General features: G+C 66.7%; 25 protein-coding genes. 13 read left to right on the forward strand and 12 right to left on the reverse strand.

Annotation, left to right across the window (positions count from 1 at the left end; genetic code table 11):
• Window positions 1–23 precede the first annotated feature (23 nt).
• Entirely contained in the window at window positions 24–665 is a 642-nt protein-coding gene (locus V6K52_RS05690; protein WP_353952917.1) for a M23 family metallopeptidase, read from the forward strand.
• A 133-nt stretch (window positions 666–798) separates the two neighbouring features.
• On the opposite strand, the gene V6K52_RS05695 is transcribed toward V6K52_RS05690, so the two are convergent.
• Window positions 799–1,989, reverse strand: a complete 1,191-nt coding sequence (locus tag V6K52_RS05695; RefSeq protein ID WP_353952918.1) for a DNA recombination protein RmuC — start codon at window positions 1,987–1,989, stop codon at window positions 799–801.
• Window positions 1,990–2,030: 41 nt separating this feature from the next.
• The gene (locus V6K52_RS05700; RefSeq protein ID WP_353952919.1) at window positions 2,031–2,957 is read right to left on the reverse strand and encodes a DUF389 domain-containing protein; all 927 of its coding nucleotides are present in this window, start codon (window positions 2,955–2,957) and stop codon (window positions 2,031–2,033) included.
• A gap of 65 nt (window positions 2,958–3,022) precedes the next feature.
• Here V6K52_RS05700 and V6K52_RS05705 point away from each other — a divergent pair, with 65 nt between their 5' ends.
• The 5 genes from V6K52_RS05705 (at window position 3,023) to V6K52_RS05725 (ending at window position 6,358) form a co-directional block, all read left to right on the forward strand.
• A complete protein-coding gene (locus tag V6K52_RS05705) occupies window positions 3,023–3,568 on the forward strand; it encodes an NUDIX hydrolase (RefSeq protein WP_353952920.1) in 546 nt (181 codons plus the stop codon).
• Window positions 3,565–3,789, forward strand: coding sequence for a hypothetical protein (locus tag V6K52_RS05710; protein ID WP_353952921.1), 225 nt, complete (start codon window positions 3,565–3,567; stop codon window positions 3,787–3,789). Before V6K52_RS05705 ends, V6K52_RS05710 begins: the two co-directional genes overlap by 4 nt.
• Window positions 3,790–3,801: 12 nt before the next feature.
• Window positions 3,802–4,887, forward strand: a complete 1,086-nt coding sequence (gene ychF, locus V6K52_RS05715; RefSeq protein WP_353952922.1) for a redox-regulated ATPase YchF — start codon at window positions 3,802–3,804, stop codon at window positions 4,885–4,887.
• Between the two features lie 249 nt (window positions 4,888–5,136).
• On the forward strand, window positions 5,137–5,664 hold the full coding sequence (locus V6K52_RS05720; protein ID WP_353953723.1) for a TIGR02391 family protein: 528 nt from the start codon (window positions 5,137–5,139) through the stop codon (window positions 5,662–5,664).
• 64 nt (window positions 5,665–5,728) lie between these two features.
• Complete coding sequence (locus tag V6K52_RS05725) at window positions 5,729–6,358, forward strand: hypothetical protein (RefSeq protein WP_353952923.1); 630 nt, start codon at window positions 5,729–5,731, stop codon at window positions 6,356–6,358.
• Between the two features lie 454 nt (window positions 6,359–6,812).
• Here the strand turns inward: V6K52_RS05725 and V6K52_RS05730 are convergent, their stop codons facing one another.
• Together V6K52_RS05730 and V6K52_RS05735 are read right to left on the reverse strand one after the other, a co-directional pair.
• Window positions 6,813–7,217 (reverse strand): helix-turn-helix transcriptional regulator, encoded by a 405-nt coding sequence (locus V6K52_RS05730; RefSeq protein ID WP_353952924.1) that lies wholly within the window; start codon window positions 7,215–7,217, stop codon window positions 6,813–6,815.
• 26 nt (window positions 7,218–7,243) lie between these two features.
• Window positions 7,244–8,113: an ImmA/IrrE family metallo-endopeptidase gene (locus V6K52_RS05735; protein ID WP_353952925.1), complete on the reverse strand. Its 870-nt coding sequence runs from the start codon at window positions 8,111–8,113 to the stop codon at window positions 7,244–7,246.
• Between the two features lie 129 nt (window positions 8,114–8,242).
• On the opposite strand from V6K52_RS05735, the gene V6K52_RS05740 reads away from it, so the two are divergent.
• A complete protein-coding gene (locus tag V6K52_RS05740) occupies window positions 8,243–9,769 on the forward strand; it encodes a hypothetical protein (RefSeq protein ID WP_353952926.1) in 1,527 nt (508 codons plus the stop codon).
• Window positions 9,770–10,318: 549 nt separating this feature from the next.
• Here V6K52_RS05740 and V6K52_RS05745 read toward each other — a convergent pair.
• A complete protein-coding gene (locus tag V6K52_RS05745) occupies window positions 10,319–11,158 on the reverse strand; it encodes a helix-turn-helix transcriptional regulator (RefSeq protein ID WP_353952927.1) in 840 nt (279 codons plus the stop codon).
• A gap of 131 nt (window positions 11,159–11,289) precedes the next feature.
• Here V6K52_RS05745 and V6K52_RS05750 point away from each other — a divergent pair, with 131 nt between their 5' ends.
• Window positions 11,290–12,228 carry an SDR family oxidoreductase gene (locus tag V6K52_RS05750; protein ID WP_353952928.1) on the forward strand — a complete coding sequence of 313 codons (939 nt, stop codon included), beginning with the start codon at window positions 11,290–11,292 and terminating at the stop codon, window positions 12,226–12,228.
• A 17-nt stretch (window positions 12,229–12,245) separates the two neighbouring features.
• Here the strand turns inward: V6K52_RS05750 and V6K52_RS05755 are convergent, their stop codons facing one another.
• On the reverse strand, window positions 12,246–12,590 hold the full coding sequence (locus V6K52_RS05755) for a VOC family protein (RefSeq protein ID WP_353952929.1): 345 nt from the start codon (window positions 12,588–12,590) through the stop codon (window positions 12,246–12,248).
• Window positions 12,591–12,622: 32 nt separating this feature from the next.
• Between V6K52_RS05755 and V6K52_RS05760 the strand changes: the two genes are divergently transcribed.
• The 5 genes from V6K52_RS05760 to malQ all read left to right on the forward strand — a co-directional run bounded on the left by V6K52_RS05760 (window position 12,623) and on the right by malQ (window position 18,320).
• Window positions 12,623–13,228: a hypothetical protein gene (locus tag V6K52_RS05760; RefSeq protein WP_353952930.1), complete on the forward strand. Its 606-nt coding sequence runs from the start codon at window positions 12,623–12,625 to the stop codon at window positions 13,226–13,228.
• A gap of 117 nt (window positions 13,229–13,345) precedes the next feature.
• Window positions 13,346–13,792 (forward strand): CHRD domain-containing protein, encoded by a 447-nt coding sequence (locus V6K52_RS05765; protein WP_353952931.1) that lies wholly within the window; start codon window positions 13,346–13,348, stop codon window positions 13,790–13,792.
• A gap of 243 nt (window positions 13,793–14,035) precedes the next feature.
• Window positions 14,036–14,419 carry a DUF3311 domain-containing protein gene (locus tag V6K52_RS05770; protein ID WP_353952932.1) on the forward strand — a complete coding sequence of 128 codons (384 nt, stop codon included), beginning with the start codon at window positions 14,036–14,038 and terminating at the stop codon, window positions 14,417–14,419.
• Window positions 14,416–16,098: a monocarboxylate uptake permease MctP gene (gene mctP / locus V6K52_RS05775; RefSeq protein WP_353952933.1), complete on the forward strand. Its 1,683-nt coding sequence runs from the start codon at window positions 14,416–14,418 to the stop codon at window positions 16,096–16,098. Before V6K52_RS05770 ends, mctP begins: the two co-directional genes overlap by 4 nt.
• Before the next feature lie 89 nt (window positions 16,099–16,187).
• Window positions 16,188–18,320 carry a 4-alpha-glucanotransferase gene (gene malQ / locus V6K52_RS05780; protein WP_353952934.1) on the forward strand — a complete coding sequence of 711 codons (2,133 nt, stop codon included), beginning with the start codon at window positions 16,188–16,190 and terminating at the stop codon, window positions 18,318–18,320.
• A gap of 19 nt (window positions 18,321–18,339) precedes the next feature.
• Here malQ and V6K52_RS05785 read toward each other — a convergent pair whose 3' ends face one another.
• The 6 genes from V6K52_RS05785 to V6K52_RS05810 form a co-directional block, all read right to left on the reverse strand.
• Window positions 18,340–19,035, reverse strand: a complete 696-nt coding sequence (locus tag V6K52_RS05785) for a type 1 glutamine amidotransferase (protein ID WP_353952935.1) — start codon at window positions 19,033–19,035, stop codon at window positions 18,340–18,342.
• On the reverse strand, window positions 19,035–19,757 hold the full coding sequence (locus V6K52_RS05790; RefSeq protein WP_353952936.1) for a VIT family protein: 723 nt from the start codon (window positions 19,755–19,757) through the stop codon (window positions 19,035–19,037). The genes V6K52_RS05785 and V6K52_RS05790 overlap by 1 nt, the downstream gene beginning before the upstream one ends.
• Window positions 19,750–20,058, reverse strand: coding sequence for a 4a-hydroxytetrahydrobiopterin dehydratase (locus V6K52_RS05795; protein ID WP_353952937.1), 309 nt, complete (start codon window positions 20,056–20,058; stop codon window positions 19,750–19,752). Before V6K52_RS05795 ends, V6K52_RS05790 begins: the two co-directional genes overlap by 8 nt.
• Before the next feature lie 104 nt (window positions 20,059–20,162).
• Window positions 20,163–21,020 carry a trypsin-like serine protease gene (locus tag V6K52_RS05800; RefSeq protein ID WP_353952938.1) on the reverse strand — a complete coding sequence of 286 codons (858 nt, stop codon included), beginning with the start codon at window positions 21,018–21,020 and terminating at the stop codon, window positions 20,163–20,165.
• 85 nt (window positions 21,021–21,105) lie between these two features.
• Window positions 21,106–22,299, reverse strand: a complete 1,194-nt coding sequence (locus V6K52_RS05805; protein WP_353952939.1) for an ABC transporter ATP-binding protein — start codon at window positions 22,297–22,299, stop codon at window positions 21,106–21,108.
• On the reverse strand, window positions 22,296–23,336 hold the full coding sequence (locus V6K52_RS05810) for an ABC transporter ATP-binding protein (protein WP_353952940.1): 1,041 nt from the start codon (window positions 23,334–23,336) through the stop codon (window positions 22,296–22,298). The genes V6K52_RS05805 and V6K52_RS05810 overlap by 4 nt, the downstream gene beginning before the upstream one ends.
• Between the last annotated feature and the right edge of the window lie 4 nt (window positions 23,337–23,340).

Genomic DNA, 23,340 nt, shown 5'->3' on the forward strand with positions numbered 1-23,340 from the left:
CCTTCGGCGTTGTGGAGTATGCCGTGAGCGCACCCGAGCCGGTCGTCCTCACCTTCCCCTTCACCGGGACGTGGAGGGTGGAGAACTCACCTGCGCGCCGCGTCCCCAGTCACGGCACGGAAGCGTTCGGGGTCTCTCATGCCATCGACTTCGTGGCGGTCGATGCGCGGGGTCACTCTGCTCCGCGGACCTGGCGCACGCTGGTCGGCGTCGAGGCTCCGGAAGGGTTCATCGGGTTCGGCGTGCCGGTGCTCGCTCCGGTCGCAGGCGAGGTCGTGGCGGTCCATGACGCCGAGCCCGATCACGAGGCACGTCGGTCCCAACCGCGGCTTGTGGCATATGCCCTCGGGCAGGCCGGCCGAGCCCGCCGCGGGATCACCGGACTCGCGGGCAACCACGTCGTCATCCAGATCGCACCGTCTGGCCCTTTTGTCCTGCTTGCCCACCTGCGGCAGGGGTCGGCGACGGTCCGAGTCGGTGACACCGTGGCAACGGGCACGCAGGTGGGGGAGTGCGGCAACTCCGGCAACAGCACCGAGCCGCACGTCCACGTCCAGGTGAGCGACTCGATCGGTGGGATCGATGCCGAAGGAGTGCCGCTCACCTTCCGGGGTGACGACGGACTGTGGATCCCCGGCGAGGGTGTGATCGTCACAGTCGGTTGATGAGCACAGCCGACGCTCCCCTCGTCGCTGCCTCTGCCTAGTGTCGGTGCCCAATTGTCGCGTCGGCGTCCGATGGAACCCCGACACCGCAATCGAGCCCCAACGCTGGCGTAGTGGTTCGGCCCGGGAATGCCTATCCGGCTCGCGAGCCGGACTGATCGTCGGGCGAGGGGAGGTCGAGCAGGAGATCGGGGCGCTCGTGGTCGACACCCACGGCCTCGAGCAACTCAATCGCCGTGAGGACGCGGGGGCCGGTCTCGAGCGGCGCGAGCTGCGGCAGATCGTCGGTGACGATCTCGAGCTCCTGCATCCTCCGAGCCGTGACGAACACCCGGGACTCGAGAGCTCCCACGAACTGGTTGTAGCTCTCGACCGTCGCATGCAGCGAACGCCCCATCTTGGCCGTGTGCGTGCCGAGCGTGCCCAGCCGTCGATATAGCTCCTGCCCAAGGGTGAGCAGCTCGCGCGCGCTGGAGCTCAGCGAGTCCTGCTGCCAACCGAACGCCACTGTGCGCAGGAGTGCCAACAGTGTGCCCGGCCCGACCAGGACGACGCGCGAGGCCATCGCTCGCTCGTGCATCCCTGGGTCGGCAGCGAGGGCGGCGCCGAGCATGGCGTCACTCGGCACGAAGCAGACGACCATCTCGGGCGTCGTGTCGAACGCCGACCAGTAGTCCTTGGCCGCGAGGGCATGCACGTGCTGCCGCAGCGCCCTGGCATGGTCGCGAAGCAGCTCAGCCCGCTCGTCGTCGGGCAGCTCCTCGGTCTGGGCCTCGAGGAAGGCAGCCATAGGCGCCTTGGCGTCGATGACGAGCGACCGATCACCGGGCAGGCGGACGACGACGTCGGGGCGCACCTCGCGGTCGTGCCGGCTCCGAGCCCGCACCTGCTCCTCGAAGTCGCAGCGCGCCAACATGCCCGAGACCTCGAGAACGCGGCGCAGCTGCACTTCACCCCAGGACCCGCGCACCGAGGACGAACGCAACGAGCCTGCGAGGGACTGCGTCTGACGCCCCAGCTGCTGGGCCTCGGACTCGACCCGGCCCATGACGGCCCGGATCGCGCCGAACTGTTCGACGCGGTCACGCTCGAGAACTCCCACCTGACTCTCCACCCGGCCCAGAGCATCTCGAAGGGGTGCGAGCAACGAGGCCGTCTCGAGGTCCTCGGCGAGCGACGCCTCGAGGTCGACAACCCTCTCGCGCAGCAGATCACGCTCGGTCGCCACGGAAGCGACGCGCACGGCATACGCCTGCTTGAGAAGCAGGTATGCCGCCAGCGCACCGATGACGATGCCGCCCACCAACGCGATCCACGGGTTCATGGACGTCACCGTGCCACGCGGCACCGACAGGCTCGGGGAGGTCAGGCTCGCACGACCGGTCGCAGGACGCGCTGCAGCCACACCGTGGTGACGCCGGCGACGAGCATGCCCGCGATGTTGACGGCGAGCTGGCTGATCGAACCTCGAATCTCATCAGGTGCCCACAGCGCCAAAGCCAGCGCCAGGTTGCCTGCTGCGGGCACCGTCGTCACGGAGATGAAGACCCCCACCATGGCCGCAGACTTGGCCGTCGTCATCGCGAGGACTCCTGCCGCACCGGCGACCAGGGCCACGGTGAAGGACCAACGGTCGGGGTGCCAGATGAAGCCGGTGAGCGGTCGTGGCCGCGTCACCATCTCGGAGGTGATGAATCCGGACCACCCGGCGACCAGTGCGAGCAGCGCCACCGCAGCGATCACGATGACGAACGCGGCAACCAGGCGGGCCAGTCCGTCCCACGCCAGACGCCAGTGTCCGAAGCCGAGCGCGACGCACGCACCGGCGATCGACGCGAACTCGGGGCCGACGACCATCGCTCCCACCACGAGGACCGCGGAGTCGGTGATGACCGCGATCGCCGCGAGGATCGTCGCGAGGACGAGAAAGGCGAAATAGGTCGCGCTCGGCCGGGCACTCGTGCGAGCCCGGTCGATCACGGCACCCCACAGCACCGCGTCATCCGGGTCGCCCGGCGCGGCTCGACCCACGGCTGAAGCGGCGTCGAACCGGGACCCGTCGACGTCGCTGAACGCCAACCCGCCGCGCTCCGGCAGCCCTGTCGCAGTGATCGCGTCGATGACGTCGCTCGCCGCCTCGCGCGCCACATCGGCCTCGATCGCGTCGCCGACCGGTTGGACCGACACCCCACGCATGACGACGACATTGGTCACGCGGTCGTCGTCGACGAGGAGGGCCTCGATGGTGTGCGAGAGGTCGTCGGGGACCGTCATGCGCAGGTGGACAAGCATGTCGAGCAGCGTATGCCGCGTGGTCGCCTCGTCACGTCAGCCGGCCCGCAGGTTAGCCTCGGTGCATGGCTGACCGCGGGCGACCCGAGACCTCCAACAAGCCTGCAGATGAGGCGAGTCGCCGCTCGTTCATCCACATCCTCAACGCCAAGCTCCCGCGCAAGCGCAACATCGCACAGGGGCTGCTCCGCAACGAGGAGGGCGAGATCCTCCTCTGCGAGCTGGCCTACAAGGCCGAGTGGGACCTGCCCGGCGGGGTCGTGGATCCCCAGGAGTCGCCGGCCGCGTGTGTCGTGCGCGAGATCAGTGAGGAGCTCGGCGTCTCACTAGGCCTCCAACGTCTCCTTGCCGTCAACTGGCTGCCCCCGTGGCGCGGTTGGGACGACGCGGTCCTCTTTCTTTACGACATGGGCGTGGTCCCGAGTTCGTTCACCGACGACCTCACGCTGCTGCCCCGTGAGATCAAGGCCGTGCACTGGGTGTCGCCCGACGCGATCGGCGAGCACGTCGCGCCCTACACCTCACGCATGCTGGAGCAGCTCCTGGACGGCGACAACACGGCATACACGGTCTATTTCGAGAACAGCGAAGTCCCCGAGAGCATGCAGTGACGTTCCCCAAGATCCTCGGCGTGCTCGCCGCCATGGTGTTCGGGGCCGTGGTCCTCATCTGGATCTTCGTGAGCCTCGCCGCGCTCGTCTATGCGCTCACCCAGAGCGACGGGCAGGCTGCCCGAATCTATGCGCTGTTCGTCGTGGTCGGCGTCGTTGTGGCCGCCCTCGCGTGGTGGATCGGCAACCGAGTGGCGAAGGCACGCGCCGCACGCCAGTAGACTCCTGTCCCCGTGGCACTCTCCATCGGAATCGTCGGGCTCCCCAACGTCGGCAAGTCGACGATGTTCAACGCCCTGACCAAGAACAACGTCCTTGCTGCGAACTACCCGTTCGCCACGATCGAGCCCAACGTCGGCGTCGTCCCACTGCCGGACGAGCGACTGGCCCGACTTGCCGAGATCCATGGATCCGAGAAGATCCTGCCGGCGACGGTGTCGTTCGTCGACATCGCCGGGATCGTCCGCGGCGCCTCGGAGGGGGAGGGGCTCGGCAACAAGTTCCTTGCCAACATCCGTGAGGCTGACGCGATCTGCCAGGTGGTGCGCGCGTTCGAGGACGGGGACGTCGTCCACGTGGACGGCAAGGTCTCGCCCGAGTCCGACATCGAGACGATTCACACCGAGCTGATCCTCGCCGACCTCCAGACCCTCGAGAAGGCCGTCGTGCGCCTCGAGAAGGAGGCCCGGATCAAGAAGGAATCCAAGCCTCTGTTGGACAACGCGCTCGCGGCTCAGAAGGTGCTCGAGGAGGGCAACACCCTGTATGCCGCTGGGTCGGCCGCCGGTGTCGATCTCGAGGCAGCACGCGGGCTGGGACTCATGACCACCAAGCCGTTCATCTATGTGTTCAACCTCGACGAGGACCAGCTCGCCGACGCCGACCTGCACGCGAAGCTGCGCACGCTCGTGGCGCCGGCCGACGCAGTGTTCCTCAATGCCAAGCTCGAGATGGACCTCATGGACATGTCGCCGGAGGATGCACAGGAGATGCTCGAAGGCTTCGGCGCGACCGAGTCCGGGCTGAACCAGTTGGCGCGCACCGGTTTTCACACGCTCGGGTTGCAGACCTACCTCACGGCTGGGCCCAAGGAGTCGCGGGCGTGGACGATCGGTCGGGGCTGGACCGCCCCGCAGGCCGCCGGTGTCATCCACACCGACTTCCAGCGCGGGTTCATCAAGGCCGAGATCGTGTCGTTCGAGGACCTCGATGCTGCCGGGTCGATGGCCGCGGCAAAGGCGGCCGGACAGGTGCGCATGGAGGGCAAGGAATACGTTATGTCCGATGGCGACGTCGTGGAGTTCCGCTTCAACGTTTGAGGCAACTGGATCCGACCTCAAGGAGTAGGAGCAATGCCTCAAACTGTTGATCCCGCGTGGGCCAAGAAGGTACTCGATTGGTGGATTACCCAAACTGATGAGGCGCTCAAGGGATGGTCAAAGTGTGCGCGAGTTCGCTTTCTGCTCGTCGGGACCAAAGACGGACTTGCTGCTCCAGCGAGAACTTCAGACCCGCCGGGTGATCCGTGTCGTTCTGGCATGAACGAAGTCGGCGCGCTCGTGCGCCCCATGGCCAGACACAAGTTCGTCGAACTGCAGAATGGTCTCGACTTGGCGCGGCGCGCTTGGTCACCTCGCGACTCGGGAAGAGACGGCACGCTTCATCACCGGGACTTCAGCGCCGACCATGGCCGCAGACTCTCTGCACCCGTTGGTCTGGGGTGCGGCGTCGAAGCTGTGGCTTGGTGCCCACTTCGGCGCAGCGGTCCAGCGAGCGGCCACCTTCTTAACGCGCACGCACACGACCTAACTGGTCGTCGGGACGTATCGGACAGTGGCCTGATGGCACAGGTCTTCTCACTCAGCCCGCCAGAGCCGGGCAAGCCACGACTTCGGTGGCCGGGGGACGACAGCGACCTCAACGTCAAGGCCATGCGGACTGGACTGCTGCAGTTCAGTCAGGGCTGCTTCATGGCGATCCGCAACCCAATGACGCACAGTACCGACGAGAATGTCGAGCAGAAGGCACTGGAGCAGCTCGCCGTCCTGAGCATGTTGGCGCGATGGATCGAAGAGTGGGAGCTTGTAGAAGCCTGAAGGGCCGCATGCCACCACGACCGGGCGGCTACCCTCTGGGGGACGGTAGCGACGGGGAGAGCAGATGAACGGCACGCAGGTACCCCTTTGGGCCCTTCTGCTGACAGGACTGGCTGCCGTGGTCGGGCCGATGGTCAGCACCTGGTCAGGCAATAGGAACGCGGTGGCGTTGCTGCGCGAGCAGCACAGCCTTGAGCAACGGGCCGCCGAGCAAGCCCGTCAGGAGGAGCGTCGGGTCGCTGAGTTAGCAGTGAAGCGCGCGGTGTACAGCGAAGCCCTGACCGTGTACTCGCAGTTGCGTTCGATCGACACGACGCTCAGCGGGGTCAACTTTGATGGGTCGCATGTCGTTATCGACTCACTGACCAAGCGGTTGCATGAAGTAAGCACCAAGGTAGCCATCTGCGCCGGGGAGCTCATCACGCTCTCCTGCGAAGGCCTTCTGTACAACGGGGAGGCCTTGATGGCCCGAACCCTTATCTCGGCACATGGCGAGGCGAACGATGAACTTGATGCCAAGCTGCGAGTCCGGATTAACGAGTACAGGCGTGACTTCGACAAACTGCGCGAGCTGATGCTTCGGGACCTTGCTGAAGAACATGCCCGCCGCGACGGTCAGCCCTTCTCGATGCCACACGACCACGCCGCCGCCCCGCCCCCGGAGAAGGAAGAACGGGGACGGGGCGGCAGCTGAGGATCTCTAGCGACTCCGCTCACTAACTCGGGCCGTGGCGCTAGGGCCTCGCCGCCGCCGAGCGAGTGGGGAAAGGACTAATAACACCACTGCCCGGCGCGACATCATCAGGCGGTCAGGTCGACCTGCACGATGCCGGACAGAGGCAGCTCGCGCCTCCCTCGAACCGACCCTCCGCGCGGCAGCGCACCAGGTTCCGACCGAAGTCGTCGCCGCTGGTGCCCCACCCGAGGGAAACGGTGCCGTCGTGGAACAGTCGCTGTGACTGAGCGTCGCGATATGGACACCGCTACTTGTTCGCCGTCCCCAACCACTCCTAGCGCTTTAACCCACTCCCGAAGGCAGATCGTCCGCACGCGTGTCTGTCGGCGACTGGACCACACTAGAGGACTGTGGCGCATCCGGCACGGGGGCATCGCTTGAACGTCGACAAAATCTCGCGATCGCGGCAGGTCTAGCGTTGGTTGCCTTCGGCCTTGCCGCTCATGACTATGGCGTCGTAGATGAATTTCCAGCGTTCGGGGGTTCGCGGGGCTTCTCCGCGGAACTTGATGCCCGCGAGCATGGCGATGTCTGCTTCTGGCAGGTCTGTTTGCGTTGCAAAGACGCGTAGGGATTCCGGTACTGCTTGTTGCTCGTTGGCTTGGACGCTGCGGCCGAGTAGATCGCCGAGGGTGACGCCGAGTGCCGTCGCGAGCTTGTGGAGGATCGCGACGCCGGGTCGGCTTCCTGTGCCGTTCTCGACGGTGGATAGGTAGGACTTGCTGACGCCGGCGCGGGTCGCGAGTTCGGTTAACGACATGCTGGTTTGGTTGCGCAGCTCGCGTATACGGGCGCCGATGACTGGTGCGTCATTCAAGGGCGACTGGTAGCTCCGAGCGGGACTCATCGGCCTGGCCGTCCAGCTGCGGTCGCTGCTAGGCCTAGTGCTAGTACGCGCATGACGCTCTCGCCTTCGTGGTTGTTGTACGGGTACGGGCGGGCAGCGACCCGGTAGCCGCCTGATAGGCAGAGGGATCGCATGTCGGTGATCTCGTCGACGTACTCGCCTTGGGTTGCTTGGAAAATCGGATGCTCTCGGGGTACGGACTTGTTGCGCGGGATGAAGACTTCGAGACCGGAGGACCACGATGCACTGGTGACTCGAAGCTCGGGTTGTGGGTTGCTCCGGCTTGCGGCGAACTCGAGACTGGCGAAGAACGAGGGCATGGCGGACAGCCGTACGTAACGCCGAGCGGTTGCCGCAAGGCTGGCGCCATACGCGGCAGCGACGGTCTCGATGCTGTCCCACCCGAACTGCGCGCCGGCGAACGAGTCCTGGACGAAGCGGCGGGGGAGTAGCAGCTCGCTGGCGCCGACGTCAGCCAGCCACTCAACCTTCAGCTCTGCACCGGCTTTTGGTTTCGAAGCGCCGGGGTTGCATCTGAAGTTCGTGGTCATGGTGAATCCGGGCAGCAGCGTGTGGCAGATCTCGTGACCCATCGTGAAGTTCTGTCGTACCGCGCTGTCCGTGGCGCAGAGCTCGATGCGGAGTCGTCCGCGGTCATTGATCAAGCATCCCGAGTGCGAGCTGACTGTTTGGGTGATTTCGATGATCGACTGCAGGCTGGCGAGTAACCGCATGTCGACGGGTGGTTCGACCTCGCCGTCGAGGGTGAGCTGCTCGGCCAGTGTCTCGATCAGGACGTCCGGCGCTACGCCCGGTCGGAGGCGCATCGCCTCCTCGAGCGCGGAGAGCCGTCTTATCGCCGTCATCCTCACTAACGATAGACCGTTCGCATTGACGGATCCCGCATCTCTGTGTCACTGTCGAGTCGTGCGTTCGCAATAGCGGACTCGCTCAACATGAACGCGAACGACTACTACTAGAGTGGAGACCGAGCTATGACGGAAAGTCCTGCCGACGACGGATCCGCAGCGCCGCTGCCGCCCGCGGCCCACGGTGCGACGCCGACTCGAGGAATTGGCAACGTTCCTCGGTCGACGACCGAAACGGGCAAGTTCGGCCGCCTGTTCCGCGGTCTGCCGCCGCTGGTGCTGGACGAGACACAGATCCAGAACGTCGTCAATATGATGGTGGATGCCGGTGACCAGGGGGCAGGTGGTGGCTGGAGCGGCACGCCGACAGCCTCGGACGTGGCCGCGCCTGCCGGTTGGACCTACTTCGCCCAGTTCGTCGACCACGACGTCACCTTCGACCCCACGTCCCTGCTCGACCAAGCCAACGATCCCGACGCGCTTGAGAACTTCAGGACGCCCCGCTTTGACCTGGACTCGGTCTACGGTCTGGGACCGTCTGCGAACCCTTGGCTGTACGACCAGAACGACCCTGACAAACTGCTCCTCGGCGTCAACCCGCCCGAGTACGCGGCGCGGGACCTGAATCGCAACCACCAGGGCCGGGCGCTCGTCGGCGACCCGCGCAACGACGTGCACGTCATCATCTCGCAGTTGCACCTGGCTTTCGTTGAGTTCCACAACCACGTCGTCGACCGGGTCCGAGCGGACCCGACACTGGTCGGCGGGGTGCCGGCCACCCCTGTAGGGGGCTGGGGCGGCGGCGCGCCGGTCGGTTACCGCCCGACCTTCGCTCAGATCGTCACATTGGTGCGGTGGCACTACCAGTGGTTGGTGCTGATGGGGTTCCTGCCCGCCATCGTCGGAGCAGACACGATGAGCGCGGTGCTGAAGCGGGACAAGAAGGACCGACTCGACTCCGACCTGCGGCTCTACAACGTTCGACGCAAACCGTGGATGCCGGTGGAGTTCTCAGCGGCTGCCTACCGTTTCGGGCACAGTCTCGTGCGTGACGCCTACCTTCTCAACGTCGGTCTCTCGCCGCTGCCGGTGTTTTCGTCCGATGGCGACGCGAACCCGCTCGCCGACCTGCGGGGCTTCCGCCGACTTCCCGCCGGCTGGGAGATCGAGTGGCACCGGTTCTTCGACGGGTTGCCCACCTCGGGTCCCGACACGCAGCGAGCTCGCCTGTTCGACACCAGGATCGCCCCGCCACTGCACTCACTGCCCGCCTCAATCGACCACATGCGCCGCTCGCTCGCACTGCTCAACATCAAGCGAGGCGTAGCGGTCGAGCTGCCGAGCGGGGAAGACTTCGCCACGGCTGTCGCTGGCAAGGTCGGACTCGACCCTATGAGCGTTGCGGTACAGAGTGGCCTTCCACACGGCAGCCCCCTATGGTTCTGGTTCCTCAAGGAGGCCGAGGTCCAGCGCAGCGGACAGTCGCTGGGTCCGATCGGCGGTCGGGTGGTCGCCGAGGTGCTCGTCGGCCTCGCCGAGAACGATCCGTCCTCGTTCCTCAAGGCTCAACCCGACTGGCGACCAACGCTCGGGGCTCAGCATGGCGAGTTCACCATCGCTGACCTCCTGACGATTGCGGCGGTGACGTTGTAGTTCCGTCTTGGCGTACCGGCCCATGTGGCCGGGACGCCAACCCTCGCTACCTGCGCAATGCCAGATGCGATCGGTCGCGTCCATCAGTCAGCCTGTTTCCAGGCGTCGGGCACGTCTGGTCTATATGTCGCTCGGGTGTGCAGCACGACTAGATGACATCTAGCTGCGTCGATGGGTGTCGAGGCTGGAAGGATGTGCACCCTGTCGAAGGCCTTCCCCTGAGGAGTCCCTAGAGGACGCCATACGGATCTATCGCGACTCAGATACCCTCCTTGCGCGCGTCGCTAAGAACTTCGGAATGTCGCCGTCGTGGCTCAAGCGGTGGATCGCAATCTAGGACGCGGCACCGTGGACGCCCTTGGCTAACAACGCCGAGTGCTCTTCTACCCTCAGCGTGCCCTCACCAAGACGCGCAGCAACGACGAACCCTGAACATCGCCCGCAATCGCGACGAATTGTTCGTGCAGGTCTGTGCACAATGCGCGTAAGAGCCAAAACCGACCGAAAGGGCCGTGAACGTTCCGCTTCAACGTATGACGCCTGCCGGTGTCACGGTGCCAGTGCGGCACCGATCACGGCGAGCAGCTGCAACCTCTCGTAGCTCTCACTGCCGGGGGCCGCGGTGTAGACGAGCAGCATGTGCGCCTGCTCCGGGTCGAGCAGGATCTGACAGGTCAGTTCGAGGAGCCCTACGGTCGGGTGCTCGTAGCGCTTGACCTCTCGGGGCTTGATGCCGACCTCATGCTCCTGCCAGAGGAGGCGGAACTCCTCGCTCTGCGAGGTGAGCAGCTCCGCGAGGTGGGCGGCCTCGGAGTCGGGGCCGCGCAGGGTGAGGACGCCTCGCAGGCCGGCGGTATACATCCGTGAGAAGAACTGGTGGTCCTCGGGCGGGTGCAGTCTGCGGGCGGAGGGATCGGTGAACCAGCGGTAGCCGATACTCCTTGCCGGCCCGGTGACTCGGCTCAGATCCCCGACCAGTGCGGCACCGAGCGGGTTCTGGCGCAACGTCTGGCCGAGCTCTGTCACGATCTCGGCGGGGGTGTCGCCGAGCCGGTCGAAGATCCGGAGCATGCCGGGGCTGATGTGTTCGCCGCCGGGTCGTCGCGCTGGCGGACGGTGACCCGCGAGCCGGAAGAGATGGTCACGCTCGTCGAGTGACAGGTGTAGGCCCTGCGCGATCGAGGCGATCATCTGCTCGGAAGGTTGTGGGCCTCGTGCGCGTTCCAGCCGCGAGTAGTAGTCGGTCGACATGTGGCACAGCACTGCGACCTCTTCGCGGCGCAGCCCGCTGGTTCGCCTGCGGGCGCCACGCGGCATACCCACGTCCTCGGGTTGGAGCGACTCGCGACGAACGCGCAGAAACCCGGCCAACCCCTCTCGATCGATCATTGGCCCATCATCTCCCCGAGGTGGCCCGCGCAGCCACGGATCGTCAGGCCGTGGTTAACCCTGGCGAGAGCAGAGAGGGTGGTTGTGTGCACCGATCGGCGCACACAACGAACCGGCTCAGGAGTGCACGCATGGCAGGCAGGAAATACGACCTCACGATTCCCGACCTCTCCGGGAAGCGGACTGTGGTCACAGGGGCGAGCGATGGACTCGGCCTCGGGATCGCGACGGAACTTGCAGGCGCGGGAGCCGAGGTGGTCCTGCCCGTCCGGAACCGGAGCAAGGGTGAGGTCGCGGTCACGACGATCCGTGAGCAACACCCCGACGCCGAACTGCGCCTGGTCGACCTGGACCTGTCGTCTCTCGAGTCGGTCGCCGCCGCCGCCGACACGCTGCGCGCTGATGGCTCGCCGATCCACCTGCTCATCAACAATGCGGGCGTCATGACACCTCCAGAGCGGCAGGTCACCACAGACGGTTTCGAGTTGCAGTTCGGCACGAACCACCTCGGCCACTTCGCCCTGACAGGTGGGTTGCTGCCGCTCCTCAAGGCTGGACAGGCCCACGTCACGTCGCAGGTGAGCATCGCGGCACGCAGCGGAGAGATCAGCTGGGATGACCTGGAGTGGGAGCGCGAGTACGACGGCATGCGTGCCTATCAGCAGTCCAAGATCGCGGTCGGCCTCTTCGGACTCGAGCTCAGCCGTCGCAGCGCTGCCGCGAAGTGGGGGATCACGAGCAACCTGTCGCACCCGGGCGTTGCACCGACGAGCCTCCTCGCCGCCCGGCCCGAGATGGGTCGGACAAAGGACACCGTGCAGGTGCGGACGATCCGCTGGCTCTCGGCCCGAGGGCTCCTCGTCGGGAGCGTCGAGACCGCGAAACTCCCCGCCCTGGTGGCCGCAATTGGAGCCGATGCCAAGGATGGCGGACTCTATGGGCCCCAGTGGCCCGGGAACGCTGGGGGTCCTCCGGGTGAGCAGAAGCTGTGGCCACCACTACGCAGCCTGGACGATGCCTCGCGCCTGTGGTCGACATCGACCGAGCTGACCCGCGTCACCTTCTCCTGAGTCGACGTCGTCGCGCCTCAGAAGTGGGAACCGACGTTGACCACGTGGCCGGACGCGTCCCGATAGAAGAAGCGCGTCACACCCCACGGCTCGTCCGTGAGCGGGTGAACGACGTCGACGTCGAGAGCCTGTGCGACGGCATACGCCGCATGGACGTCGTCAACGAAGACGGACACGTCCGGATTCACTGATGCGCTCGCGTCCTTCGTCATGAGGCTGAGCTGGTGGCCGGAGTCGTCAGCGATGGTGACGATCCAACCGAGGTCCATGACGACGTGCATCCCCAGCACCGTGGAGTGCGTTGTCACCGCCTCCGCGAGGTCGTGGACGGTGAGGTCGGGGACGACGCGTTGGATCTCCATGATCCCCAGTCGATCACGCCTAGTGTCTGGGGATGCCCGAGTCGATCCAAGAGTTTGCTGCCCGTGTCGTTGCCGCGCAGTCCGCGACCGGTCGCCTCCCGCTCGACCCAGCAGGTATGCCGGCCTGGGACGCCTTCCCTTTCGAGGCCACTGAGCTGAGGGTCAAGACGCTTGCTCCCCTCGAGGAGGAGAAGCCGCGGATGGGTGTGGGCGGTCCAGGGTGTCCGTGCCGAGGCGATGGGGCCGGTGGCTGGCCGATCCTCTGGACCAACGAGCACTGGCAGATCAAGGTTGCGCCACCGTCGGGCAGCCCGGTGATCCTCATCCTCGAACCGCGACAGCATGGTGACCTCGACACCCTGTCGGTCGAGCGAGCGGGGGAGTTCGGCGTGCTCACCGTTGCACTCGTGCGCGCCGTCGAGTCGCTGCCCAGCGTCGGACGCTGTCACGTGAGTCGCTGGGGTGATGGCGCGGAGCACGCACACGTGTGGTTCATCGCCCGACCGCTGGGGATGACCCAATTGCGGGGGACCTACATGGCGATCTGGGATGACCTGCTCCCGCCCGTGCCTGTGGATGTGCGCGACGACAATGCGGACGCCGCCCTCGCCCACTTGCGCGAGACCTTGGGTACATGAAGCCCCGGCATCTGGGCTGGCCCGGGCCGGCCCCAAGTGGGTCTGGCGTGGCGTGACCTGGCAGGTCTACGGTGAAAGATGCTCGCTTTCCGCGGGTACCGGGTCCTAGGAGGAACCATGTCTGTTCGCCTCAAGATCGCCGCTTTCTCTGCCGTGGCCGTAGGCGCCACCGGTCTCATCGGAGTTCCGAACGCCATGGCGGCAGACGGCGGCCGCCCCATCACCGTCGAGATGACTGGCTCCGCCGAGCGTCCCGGACCGGGCGACCCCGACGGCTCCGGCACGGCCATGCTCAAGGTCAACCCGGGCCAGGCCGAGGTCTGCTACGTCATCACGGTGGCCGACATCGACCCTGCGACCGCCGCACATGTGCACCGCGCCCCGACCACCGTCGCTGGCCCGGTCGTCATCCCGCTGGCCGCGCCCACCTCGGGATCGTCGAGCGGCTGCGCCGCTGTGACCCGCGAGCTAGCCCTGGAACTGGTCCGGAGCCCAGGTGACTTCTACGTCAACGTCCACAACGCGGCATACCCGGCAGGGGCAGTGCGCGGGCAGCTCGGCTGACCTCGGCCGCGCCGACCGCGCGGCACCCTTGCCGTCTGGCCGTGGTGCGTCATGACGACGCTGCCGTCGGATCCCTAGGCGTAGTCGAAGCCCTCGGGCGTCCCCATTCCCCCCCGATGTCGTGGTGCGGCTGTGCCCGCAAACGGGGTTTCGGCGTGCCACTGTGGCGTGGACCACGCCGACCCCCTAGTGTTCGCGGGTGCGCGCAACGGCGCCCGCATCCAGACGAAAGAGGTTGTTCTCGTGGACGAACACGAGGTCGTGGACCATGACACGGTCCCACCTGCCGACAAGAAGTTGCTGGCGTTGGCCGGCGTGCTGCTCGCCCTCCCGATCGTCGCGCTGATGTGGGTGAGTTCCTACGCCAGGATCGAGCCGAAGCTCTGGGGCTTCCCGTTCTTCATCTGGTACCAGTTCCTCTGGGTCTTCCTGTGCTCCGCGATGACATATGCCGCGTATCGCCTCGTTCTCAAGGCTCGGCCGCACCGCCCGATGGGCGACGTCGAGCGCCACTCCCGTCGCCGCCGTCATCACGGCCGCCACGAGCGGGGCGCGACGATCGGTGACAACACTGACGACGACCTGCACGACGGCCAGCCCTTCGACGGACCGGAGGACGTCCGATGACCCTGCTCAGCAATGCACTTCCTGCCGCGAACGAGGGCGGCGTCAACTACGTCGCACTGACCATCCTCATTGCCCTGTTCCTTCTCGTCACCGTGATGGGCTTCCTGGCCACGCGCTGGCGCCGTCCGACGAGCATGGAGTCTCTCGACGAATGGGGCCTCGGCGGACGCTCGTTCGGCACCTGGGTCACGTGGTTCCTCCTCGGAGGTGACCTCTACACGGCATACACGTTCGTTGCCGTCCCGGCCGCGATGTTCGCGCTCGGCTCGGTGGCCGGGTTCTTCGCGGTCCCCTACACGATCGTGCTCTACCCGATCATCTTCGTGTTCATGGCGCGACTGTGGTCGGTGAGTCACCGTCACGGCTACGTCACGCCGGCAGACTTCGTCAAGGGTCGTTATGGCAGCCGGGAGCTCTCGCTCGCGGTCGCCATCACGGGGTTCCTGGCGATCATGCCCTACATCGCCCTCCAGCTCGTCGGAATCCAGGCCGTCCTCGAGGTAGTCGGAGTGGGTGGCGGCGACAACTGGGTCGCCAAGGACGCACCGCTCTTCATCGCGTTCGCGCTGCTCGCCGCCTACACCTACAGCAGCGGTCTGCGCGCACCGGCCATGATCGCGTTCGTCAAGGACACGTTGATCTATCTGGTGATCATTGTGGCGATCGTCTACCTCCCGTCCAAGGTCGGTGGCTGGGACAACGTGTTCGGCGCCGCCCAGGAGAAGATGGCGGCGACGAACCCCGCCACGGGCAAGCCGAACGGCGCATTCATCCCGGGCAGTGAGCAGATGTGGGCCTACGCAACGTTGGGCCTCGGCTCGGCGCTTGCACTCTTCATGTACCCGCACTCGATCACCGCGACGCTCTCGGCGAGCGGCCGCAATGTCATCCGACGCAACGCGGCGATCCTTCCGGCATACTCGTTCGTCCTCGGGCTCCTCGCCCTCCTCGGGTGGGTGGCGATCGCCGCCGGTACCAAGCCGATCGGCCTCGACGGCAAGCCCAACGCCCAGCTCGTCATCCCGCAGCTGTTCGAGGACATGTTCCCGAGCTGGTTCGCAGGAGTGGCATTCGCGGCCATCGCCATCGGCGCCCTCGTGCCCGCGGCCATCATGTCGATCGCGGCGGCGAACACGTTCACCCGCAACATCTACAAGGAGTGGATCAAGCCGAACGCGACGCCGCAGCAGGAGGCCAAGGTCTCCAAGTTGGTGTCGCTCGTGGTCAAGGGCTTCGCGCTCATCTTCGTCCTGCTCCTCGACAAGCAGAACGCGATCAACTTCCAGCTCCTGGGCGGCATCTGGATCCTGCAGACGTTCCCCGCGATCGTCTTCGGGCTCTACACCCGCTGGTTCCACCGCTGGGCCCTGCTCGCAGGCTGGGCCGTGGGCATGGTCTATGGCACCTATTCGGCCTACAACGTCATCAACCCGGTGACGGGAGCCCACTTTGGTGGCTCGCTCGCCAACATCCCCGGAATCGCGCAGATGGGCTACATCGCGATGACGGCGTTCGTCATCAACCTCGTCATCTCCGCCGTCCTCAGCGCCGTGCTCCACGCGGCCAAGGTGTCCAACGGCATCGACGAGACGATCAGGGGCGACTACTTCGCCGACGCCGGTGATCCCCGGGTGGAGCGTCTTGACGTGGGACCGCGCGAGAGCACTCCCAGCCCCTGATCGTGATCCGGAGCTGAGCCAAAGGGCGTCGTCGCGGTTGCGGCGACGCCCTTTGCGTGTTGTGGCTCGCGGACGTGCAGGATGGAGGCATGCTTCCGGCCGCACCGTCCGACGCCCTCCTCGAACTTGCTCGCGCCCACGGGGTGGCGACCGAGTTCGTGGACTGGAAGGGCGCCCACACCGTCATCGGGGATGCCGCGCTCCGCAGTGTCCTCACCGCGCTCGGGGTCGATGTCGTCTCGGAGGAGTCGATCACCACTGCCTTGGCGGACGTCGAGGACCGTCCGTGGCGCCGCACCTTGCCGGCAACCGTCGTATGCCGTGAGGGCTGGACTCCATGGATCCATGCGCACGTGCCCCACGGGGGCGCCATCTCGCTCACGGTCGAACTCGAGGACGGCAGCACGCGCGACGTGCCGCAGGTCGAACGATGGGTCCACCCCAGAGTCGTCGATGGTCGTGAGCTTGGCGAGGCCACCTTTGAGCTTCCGGGGGACCTGCCGACCGGGTGGCATCGCCTCGTTGCCCGGCTTGACCAGCCGGCGGTGCTGGACGGGAGCGAGATCTCGACCCTCGTGGTCACGCCGAGTCGGCTCGAGCTGCCCGAGGTCCTTCGCCACGGCGGTGTCACGGGACTGATGACGCAGATCTATCAGGTGCGCTCAGCAGGCTCCTGGGGAGTCGGCGACCTTGCCGACCTCGGCGATCTCGCGTCGTGGGCGGCCACCGACCTCGGCGCCGAGTTCGTCCTCATCAACCCGCTCCACGCGGCGGAACCTGTTGCGCCGATGGAGGATTCGCCCTATCTGCCGGCCACCCGGCGTTTCGTCAATCCGATCTACCTTCGCGTCGAAGACATCCCCGAGCTGGTGCGTCTCGATGAGACGGGTCGTGCCCGGGTGGCCGAGCTCGCGGCCTCGGCGCAGGCGCTCAACACCGCCGACACGATCGACCGCGACGCAGCATGGACGGCCAAGCGTGAGGCGCTGGGACTGGTGCACGCCGTCGAACTCGAGGGTCGGCGCGCACGTGACTTCGACCGATTCCGGGAACGCGAGGGAGATGGCCTCGCGACCTTCGCCGCCTGGTGTGCACTCGCCGAGCGGCACGGGCTGCCCTGGTCGCAGTGGCCGGCCGAGTATCACGACCCCTCGAACCCTGCCGTGGCCGAGTTCACGGCGACCCAGCAGGAGCTCGTCGGCTTCCACATGTGGCTGCAGTGGCTGCTCGACCGTCAGCTCGGTGAGGTCCAGCGTGAGGCCAAGGATGCGGGCATGTCGCTCGGCGTCATCCACGACCTTGCCGTCGGCGTCCATCCCCGAGGTGCGGACTCGTGGGGGCTTGCCGATGCCCTCGCCCGCGGAGTCACGGTGGGAGCGCCGCCCGACCAGTTCAACCAGCTCGGCCAGAACTGGTCACAGCCGCCGTGGCATCCCGAACGTCTCGCCGAGCTGGGCTATGCGCCCTTCCGCGACATGGTTCGCACGGTTCTGCGCGACTCCGGTGGGATACGCGTCGACCACGTCATCGGCCTCTTCCGCCTCTGGTGGATCCCCGAAGGACTGACGCCCGCGGACGGCACCTACGTCACCTACGACCATGAGGCACTCATCGGCATCCTGTGTCTCGAGGCGCAACGCGCCGGGGCCGTGGTCATCGGCGAGGACCTCGGCGTCGTGCCGGCGATCACCCGCGACTACCTGCAGGAGCGCGGCGTGCTCGGCACGAGCATCCTGTGGTTCGAGAACACCGACGACGCGCCCACGCCTCCCGAGGCCTATCGCGAGCTCTGCCTGTCGTCCGTCACGACGCACGACCTGCCACCCACTGCGGGCTTCCTCACGCTCGAGCATGTGGACATCCGTGAGCGCCTTGGCCTCCTCACCCGCCCCGTCGAGGAGGAGCGGGCCCACGAGGAACAGTCGATCGCCAGGCTCCGCGACGCGCTCGTGGCTCGCGGCTGGCTCGAGCCGGGGGCCGGGCTCCCGTCGGTCATCGAGGCAATGCACCGCTGGCTCGGTCACACCCCGAGCGCCCTGCGTGCCATCTCACTGGCCGATGTCGTGGGCGACCGACGCGCGATCAACCAGCCCGGCACCGACGCCGAATACCCCAACTGGAACCTGCCGCTCACCGGTCCCGACGGCACGCCGGTGTCCTTTGAGCAGGTCACGGAGTCCGAACTGGCCGCAGTCCTGTTCCGGGCCACAGCCGGCGACTGAGGGGCGACCCAAACCAGAGTCAGGCGCGGGTGAAGGCGTCGGCCACGGCATACCCGGTGTCTCGAACGGCGTCTCGGCGGGCGTCCACGTCCTCGAGCCACCTCTTCGGCCCATCGGCCGGTTCATCGCCCTCGAGCACGAAGGTGGCCATCCAGTCCTCGAAGACCTCTGGAGTCGTCTCGGGGTGGAACTGAACGCCCCACGCGCGAGGCCCGAATCTCACGGCCTGGGCGGACCCGTCAGGTGACGTCGCGAGCACCGTGGCCCCGTCGGGTAGGCGGCTCACCACGTCGCCGTTGTAGTGCACAACCTCGCGGCCGGACAGGCCGGCGAGCAAGGGGTCGGACTCGCCAGCGGCACTGAGCGACAACGGAACCAGGCCGACAATGCGGCCTTGGGGGTTGAGGATGACCTCGCCACCGAGGGCCACGTTCATCAGTTGGAGCCCAAGGCAGACACCCAGAGTCGGTATGCCGTCCGCGACCGTTGCTCGGATCAGTTCCCGCGTCGGCGCGAGCCAGGAGAAGTGCGCATCGTCGTTGGCGTTCATCGCGCCGCCCAGGACGACAAGTCCGTCGTGTGCCCAGACCTCGGGGATGGGCTCGCCGAGGTCCGAACGCACGAGGTCGAGCTCGATTCCCTGCTGGGCCCAGCGTTCCGATAGCCAACCTGCGGGTGCCTCGGCCTCGTGCTGGACGACGAGATAGCGCGTCATCAGATCTGCGTCCCCACGAGAGATCCGATCGCATAGGTCACGGCCATTGCCAGGACACCTCCGATGATGTTGCGGCGTACGGCCGGTCCGATAGGTGACGAGCCGAGGCGCGCACTGAGCCAGCCGGTCCCGAGCAGGGCGGCGATGACGGCGACCACGGTGACGGGCACGCGAGCGCTGACTGCGACGAGCAGGATCGCGAGCAACGGCACCAGCGCACCCACCGTGAACGACACGAACGACGCGTATGCCGCCTGCATCGGATTCGTGAGCGCCTCAGGGTCGATGCCCAGCTCCGTCTCCGCGTGGGCGCCCAGGGCGTCGTGTGCCGTGAGTTGGATGGCCACTTCGTGGGCCAGTTCCGGCGAGAGGCCCTTGTCGGCATACATCTGCGCGAGCTCCTCGAGCTCGGCCTCGGGCTCCTCGCGCAACTCGCGCCGCTCTTTGGCGAGGAGAGCATTCTCGGTGTCGCGCTGGGTGCTGACGGAGACGTATTCGCCGACGGCCATGCTCATCGCGCCAGCCGCCAGGCCGGCAAGGCCGGCGGTGAGGATCGTCGACCGCTCGGTCGTCGCGGCGGCCACGCCGATGACGATGCCCGCCGTCGAGACGATGCCGTCATTGGCTCCGAGCACGGCGGCCCGCAACCAGTTGAGGCGTTCACCGATGCCGGAGTGGTGGGGCTCGTCGTGTTCGTCCAGCAGCCAAGCTGACTCACTCACCGACAGTGACACCGTGGCGTCGGGCGATCTCGATGATCCGGTGGGCCTGCTCGATGTCGAGCTGGGTCAGGCCACCGGCGTCGTGGGTCGTGAGCAACCAACAGGTCGTGCGCCACCGGATGTCGATGTCCGGGTGGTGGTTCATCTCTTCGGCGACCTCGGCCGCTTCGGCGACGATGCGAATGGCCGCCGGGAAGTCCGGGGCCTCGATCGTCGCGACGATGGCATCGCCTTCGCGCGACCACAACGGCAGGCCTTCGAGCTGTCGCTCGATCTCTTCTTCGGTCAGCAGGCGGCTCATGCGCACAGCCTGACCCGAAAGCGGCCGAACGTCCAGCGAGGCCAGCTCCCGGGCAGGGAGCTGGCCTCGGCGGCTACGGCCGTGTGCGGCCGTGGATGGAGCGATCAGGCTGCGGGTGCGACGCCGAAGTCGGCGAGCCAGTTCTGCACGACCGGGATGTCGATGCGCTGGAGGCCACCCAGGTAGCGGCAGTTCGATGTGTAGCCGTAGCTCGTCACGGTGACCTGGTAGCCGTTCTTGAACGTCGGGCCGCCGGAGTCACCGAAGCAGGTGCCGCCGCCGCCGAATGGGTCGTTCTCGTTGCCGTTGACCTGGAGGATCTGCGGCGTGAGCTTCTGACCTTTCTCGTCGGTGACGCGACGCAGCAGCGGGTAGGACTGCGGGGTCGGCTTCCTGGGCCCGGTCTCGGCCTGGCGCACCTCGGTGCCGTAGCCGACGGAGGTGAAGAGCGTCTGGTTGAGCACGTTGGGCGTGAACTTGTTGAGGAAGCCCGACGGCGCGACCTTGACCGGAGCGATCGAGGTGATCGGCTCGTCGAGGACGATCACGCCGACGTCGTTCCAGTTCCTGATGTCGGTGAAGTCGGAGTACTCCGGGTGCGTGTGCGCGGTGCCGGAGTAGTAGCCAGCGGCCTTGAGCTCTGCCGAGGTGTAGCCCTTGGTCACGTCAGCCGCGACCGGCAACGGCGACGGCGGTGCCTCGGCGATCTTGGTCTTGAACGTGATGGCCGTCTTGCCGAGCGTGCCGTCGGTGCAGTGCGCGGCGGTGACGAGGACTGTCGGGGAGACGAGGCTCGCGGTGCAGCGGTAACGGCCAGTCGCGTCATAGAACGCGATGAAGCCGACGTTGGGGTGGCCCTCGCCGTCAGGCTGGCCGCCGGTGATGGCCTGGGCGGCCAGCGCGGATCCTGCGACAAGCCCTGCGGCGATCGCCGCCGCTGCGGCCATGCGTCGGATGTTCATGTGACCTCCAGGTCATTCACTCATGCGATGAGGGTGATGCTCACGGCGATGATTCCGGATTCGCAGGTGCGACGGAGGCGTTTGCTCACAATGCCTCCGAGATGGATGCCGGGCCCATGAGCGAGTCCTCGCCGGAGTCGAGGTCGCTGGCGTCAGTGAGCGTCGGTGCGACCTCGTGCGGGGTGATCTCACCGGACTGGATCTGTTCGGTCCAGTGGCAGGCCACGCGATGGCTCTGGCCCACGCCCGGGATGTCGGGCACGCGCAACACGGGTCGCTCGGTGTCGCACTTCGTCTCCTGCCGCCATGGGCAGCGCGTGTGGAACCGACACCCGGTCGGCGGGTTCGACGGCGAGGGCAGGTCGCCGGTGAGCAGGATCTGCTCGCGGGCGTCCTCGACGACTGGATCCGGCACCGGGACGGCCGACATGAGGGCGCGCGTGTAGGGGTGCAAAGGCTCGGCATAGAGGTCATCGGCGTCGGCCTCCTCGACGAGCGCACCGAGATACATGACGCCGATCCGGTCGCTGATGTGCCGGACGACGGCGAGGTCGTGCGCGATGACCAGGTAGGTCAGCCCGAACTCCTCCTGCAGGTCCTCGAGCAGGTTGATGACCTGTGCCTGGACCGACACGTCGAGTGCGGACACCGGCTCGTCGGCGACGATCAGCTTCGGATTGACCGACAGGGCCCGGGCGATGCCGATGCGCTGACGCTGACCACCGGAGAACTCGTGCGGGTACTTCGCCAGGGCGGCTTCGGGCAGGCCGACCGCGTTGAGCAGCTCGACGAGCCTGGGGCGGGCCTCCTTGGAGTTCTTGGCGATGCCGTGCGCCTTCATGCCCTCGAAGAGGAGTGACTCGACCGACTGGCGCGGGTCGAGACTGGACAGCGGGTCCTGGAAGACCATCTGGATGTCCTGGCGCTTGCGCCGCAGCTCCTCGCCCTTGAGTGAGGCGATGTCGATGCCGTCGAAGGTGACCGACCCGTCCGTGGGCGGCTCAAGGTTGAGGATGGCGCGACCGAGCGTGGACTTGCCGCACCCGGACTCGCCGACGAGCCCGTAGGTCTCGCCCTGTCGGATCTGCAGGTCGACCCCGTCCACTGCATAGACATGGCCGATCGTCTTGTCGAAGATCACGCCGCGCTTGATGGGGAAGTGGACCTTGATCCCGCGCACGTCGACGAGGACGTCACCATCGGCGTATGCCGTCCCACCCAGAGCGTGGGACCCCTGTTCACCTTCCGTGGTCGCGTTGTCGTCCGGCTGGGCACTCATCGGGGGACCTCCACAGGGTTGTGGCAGCGCAGCGCTCGGCTGTGCTGCTCCTCGAGCTCGGGCATCACCTGGGTGCACACCTCGATGGGCTGGGAGCAGCGAGGCGCGAAGGCACAGGCGCTGGTCCACGGAAGGTTGTCGGACACCGAGCCGGGAATGGGTGTGAGTCGCTGCCCGCGAGGGGCGTCGAGCCGGGGGATCGACGCCAGCAGACCGTGCGTGTAGGGGTGCCTGGGCTCAGCGAAGAGTTCGTGTCGCTCGCCGCGCTCGACGATCCGACCGCCATAGAGGACGTTGACCTCGTCGCACAGACCGGCGACGACGCCGAGGTCGTGGGTGATCATCACCAGGGCCGTGCCGGTGTCCTGCACGAGCTCCTTGAGCAGGGCGAGGATCTGCGCCTGGATCGTCACGTCGAGAGCGGTGGTCGGCTCGTCGGCGATGAGGAGTCGAGGCTGGCAGGCGAGAGCGATGGCGATGAGGGCCCGTTGACGCATGCCGCCGGACAGTTGGTGCGGGTAGTCCTTGAGCCGCTGGTTGGGATCGGGGATGCCGACCCGGTCGAGGAGCTCACGGGCGACCGGGGTGGCCGCCTTGCGGGACATCCCGCGGTGGCGCTCGAGCACCTCGGTCACCTGGATGCCGATGGGAATGACCGGGTTGAGCGACGACAGCGGGTCCTGGAACACCATGGCGATGTCCTTGCCCCGCTTGTCCCGCATCTGCTGGTCCGAGAGCGAGAGCAGATCCGTGCCGTCATAGGTGACAGTGCCGCTGACCTTGTTGCCGCGCTTGGGGAGCAGTCCCATGATCGCGAGCGAGGTCACGGACTTGCCGCAGCCGGACTCGCCAACGAGGCCGACGGTCTGGCCGGGACGCACGTCGAAGTTGACGCCTTGCACGGCGTCGAAGGGCTCCTGTCCCTGGCGTTGGAAGGTCACCTTCAGGTCGCGTACGGACAGGAGGGGTTCGGCCGAGCTGCTGTGCGCATTCGAGTGACTCGAGTGTGCAGTCGGGGATAGCGCGGTGTTCGTCATCTCC

It is taken from the genome of Knoellia sp. S7-12, assembly GCF_040518285.1.
Lineage (GTDB): Bacteria > Actinomycetota > Actinomycetes > Actinomycetales > Dermatophilaceae > Knoellia.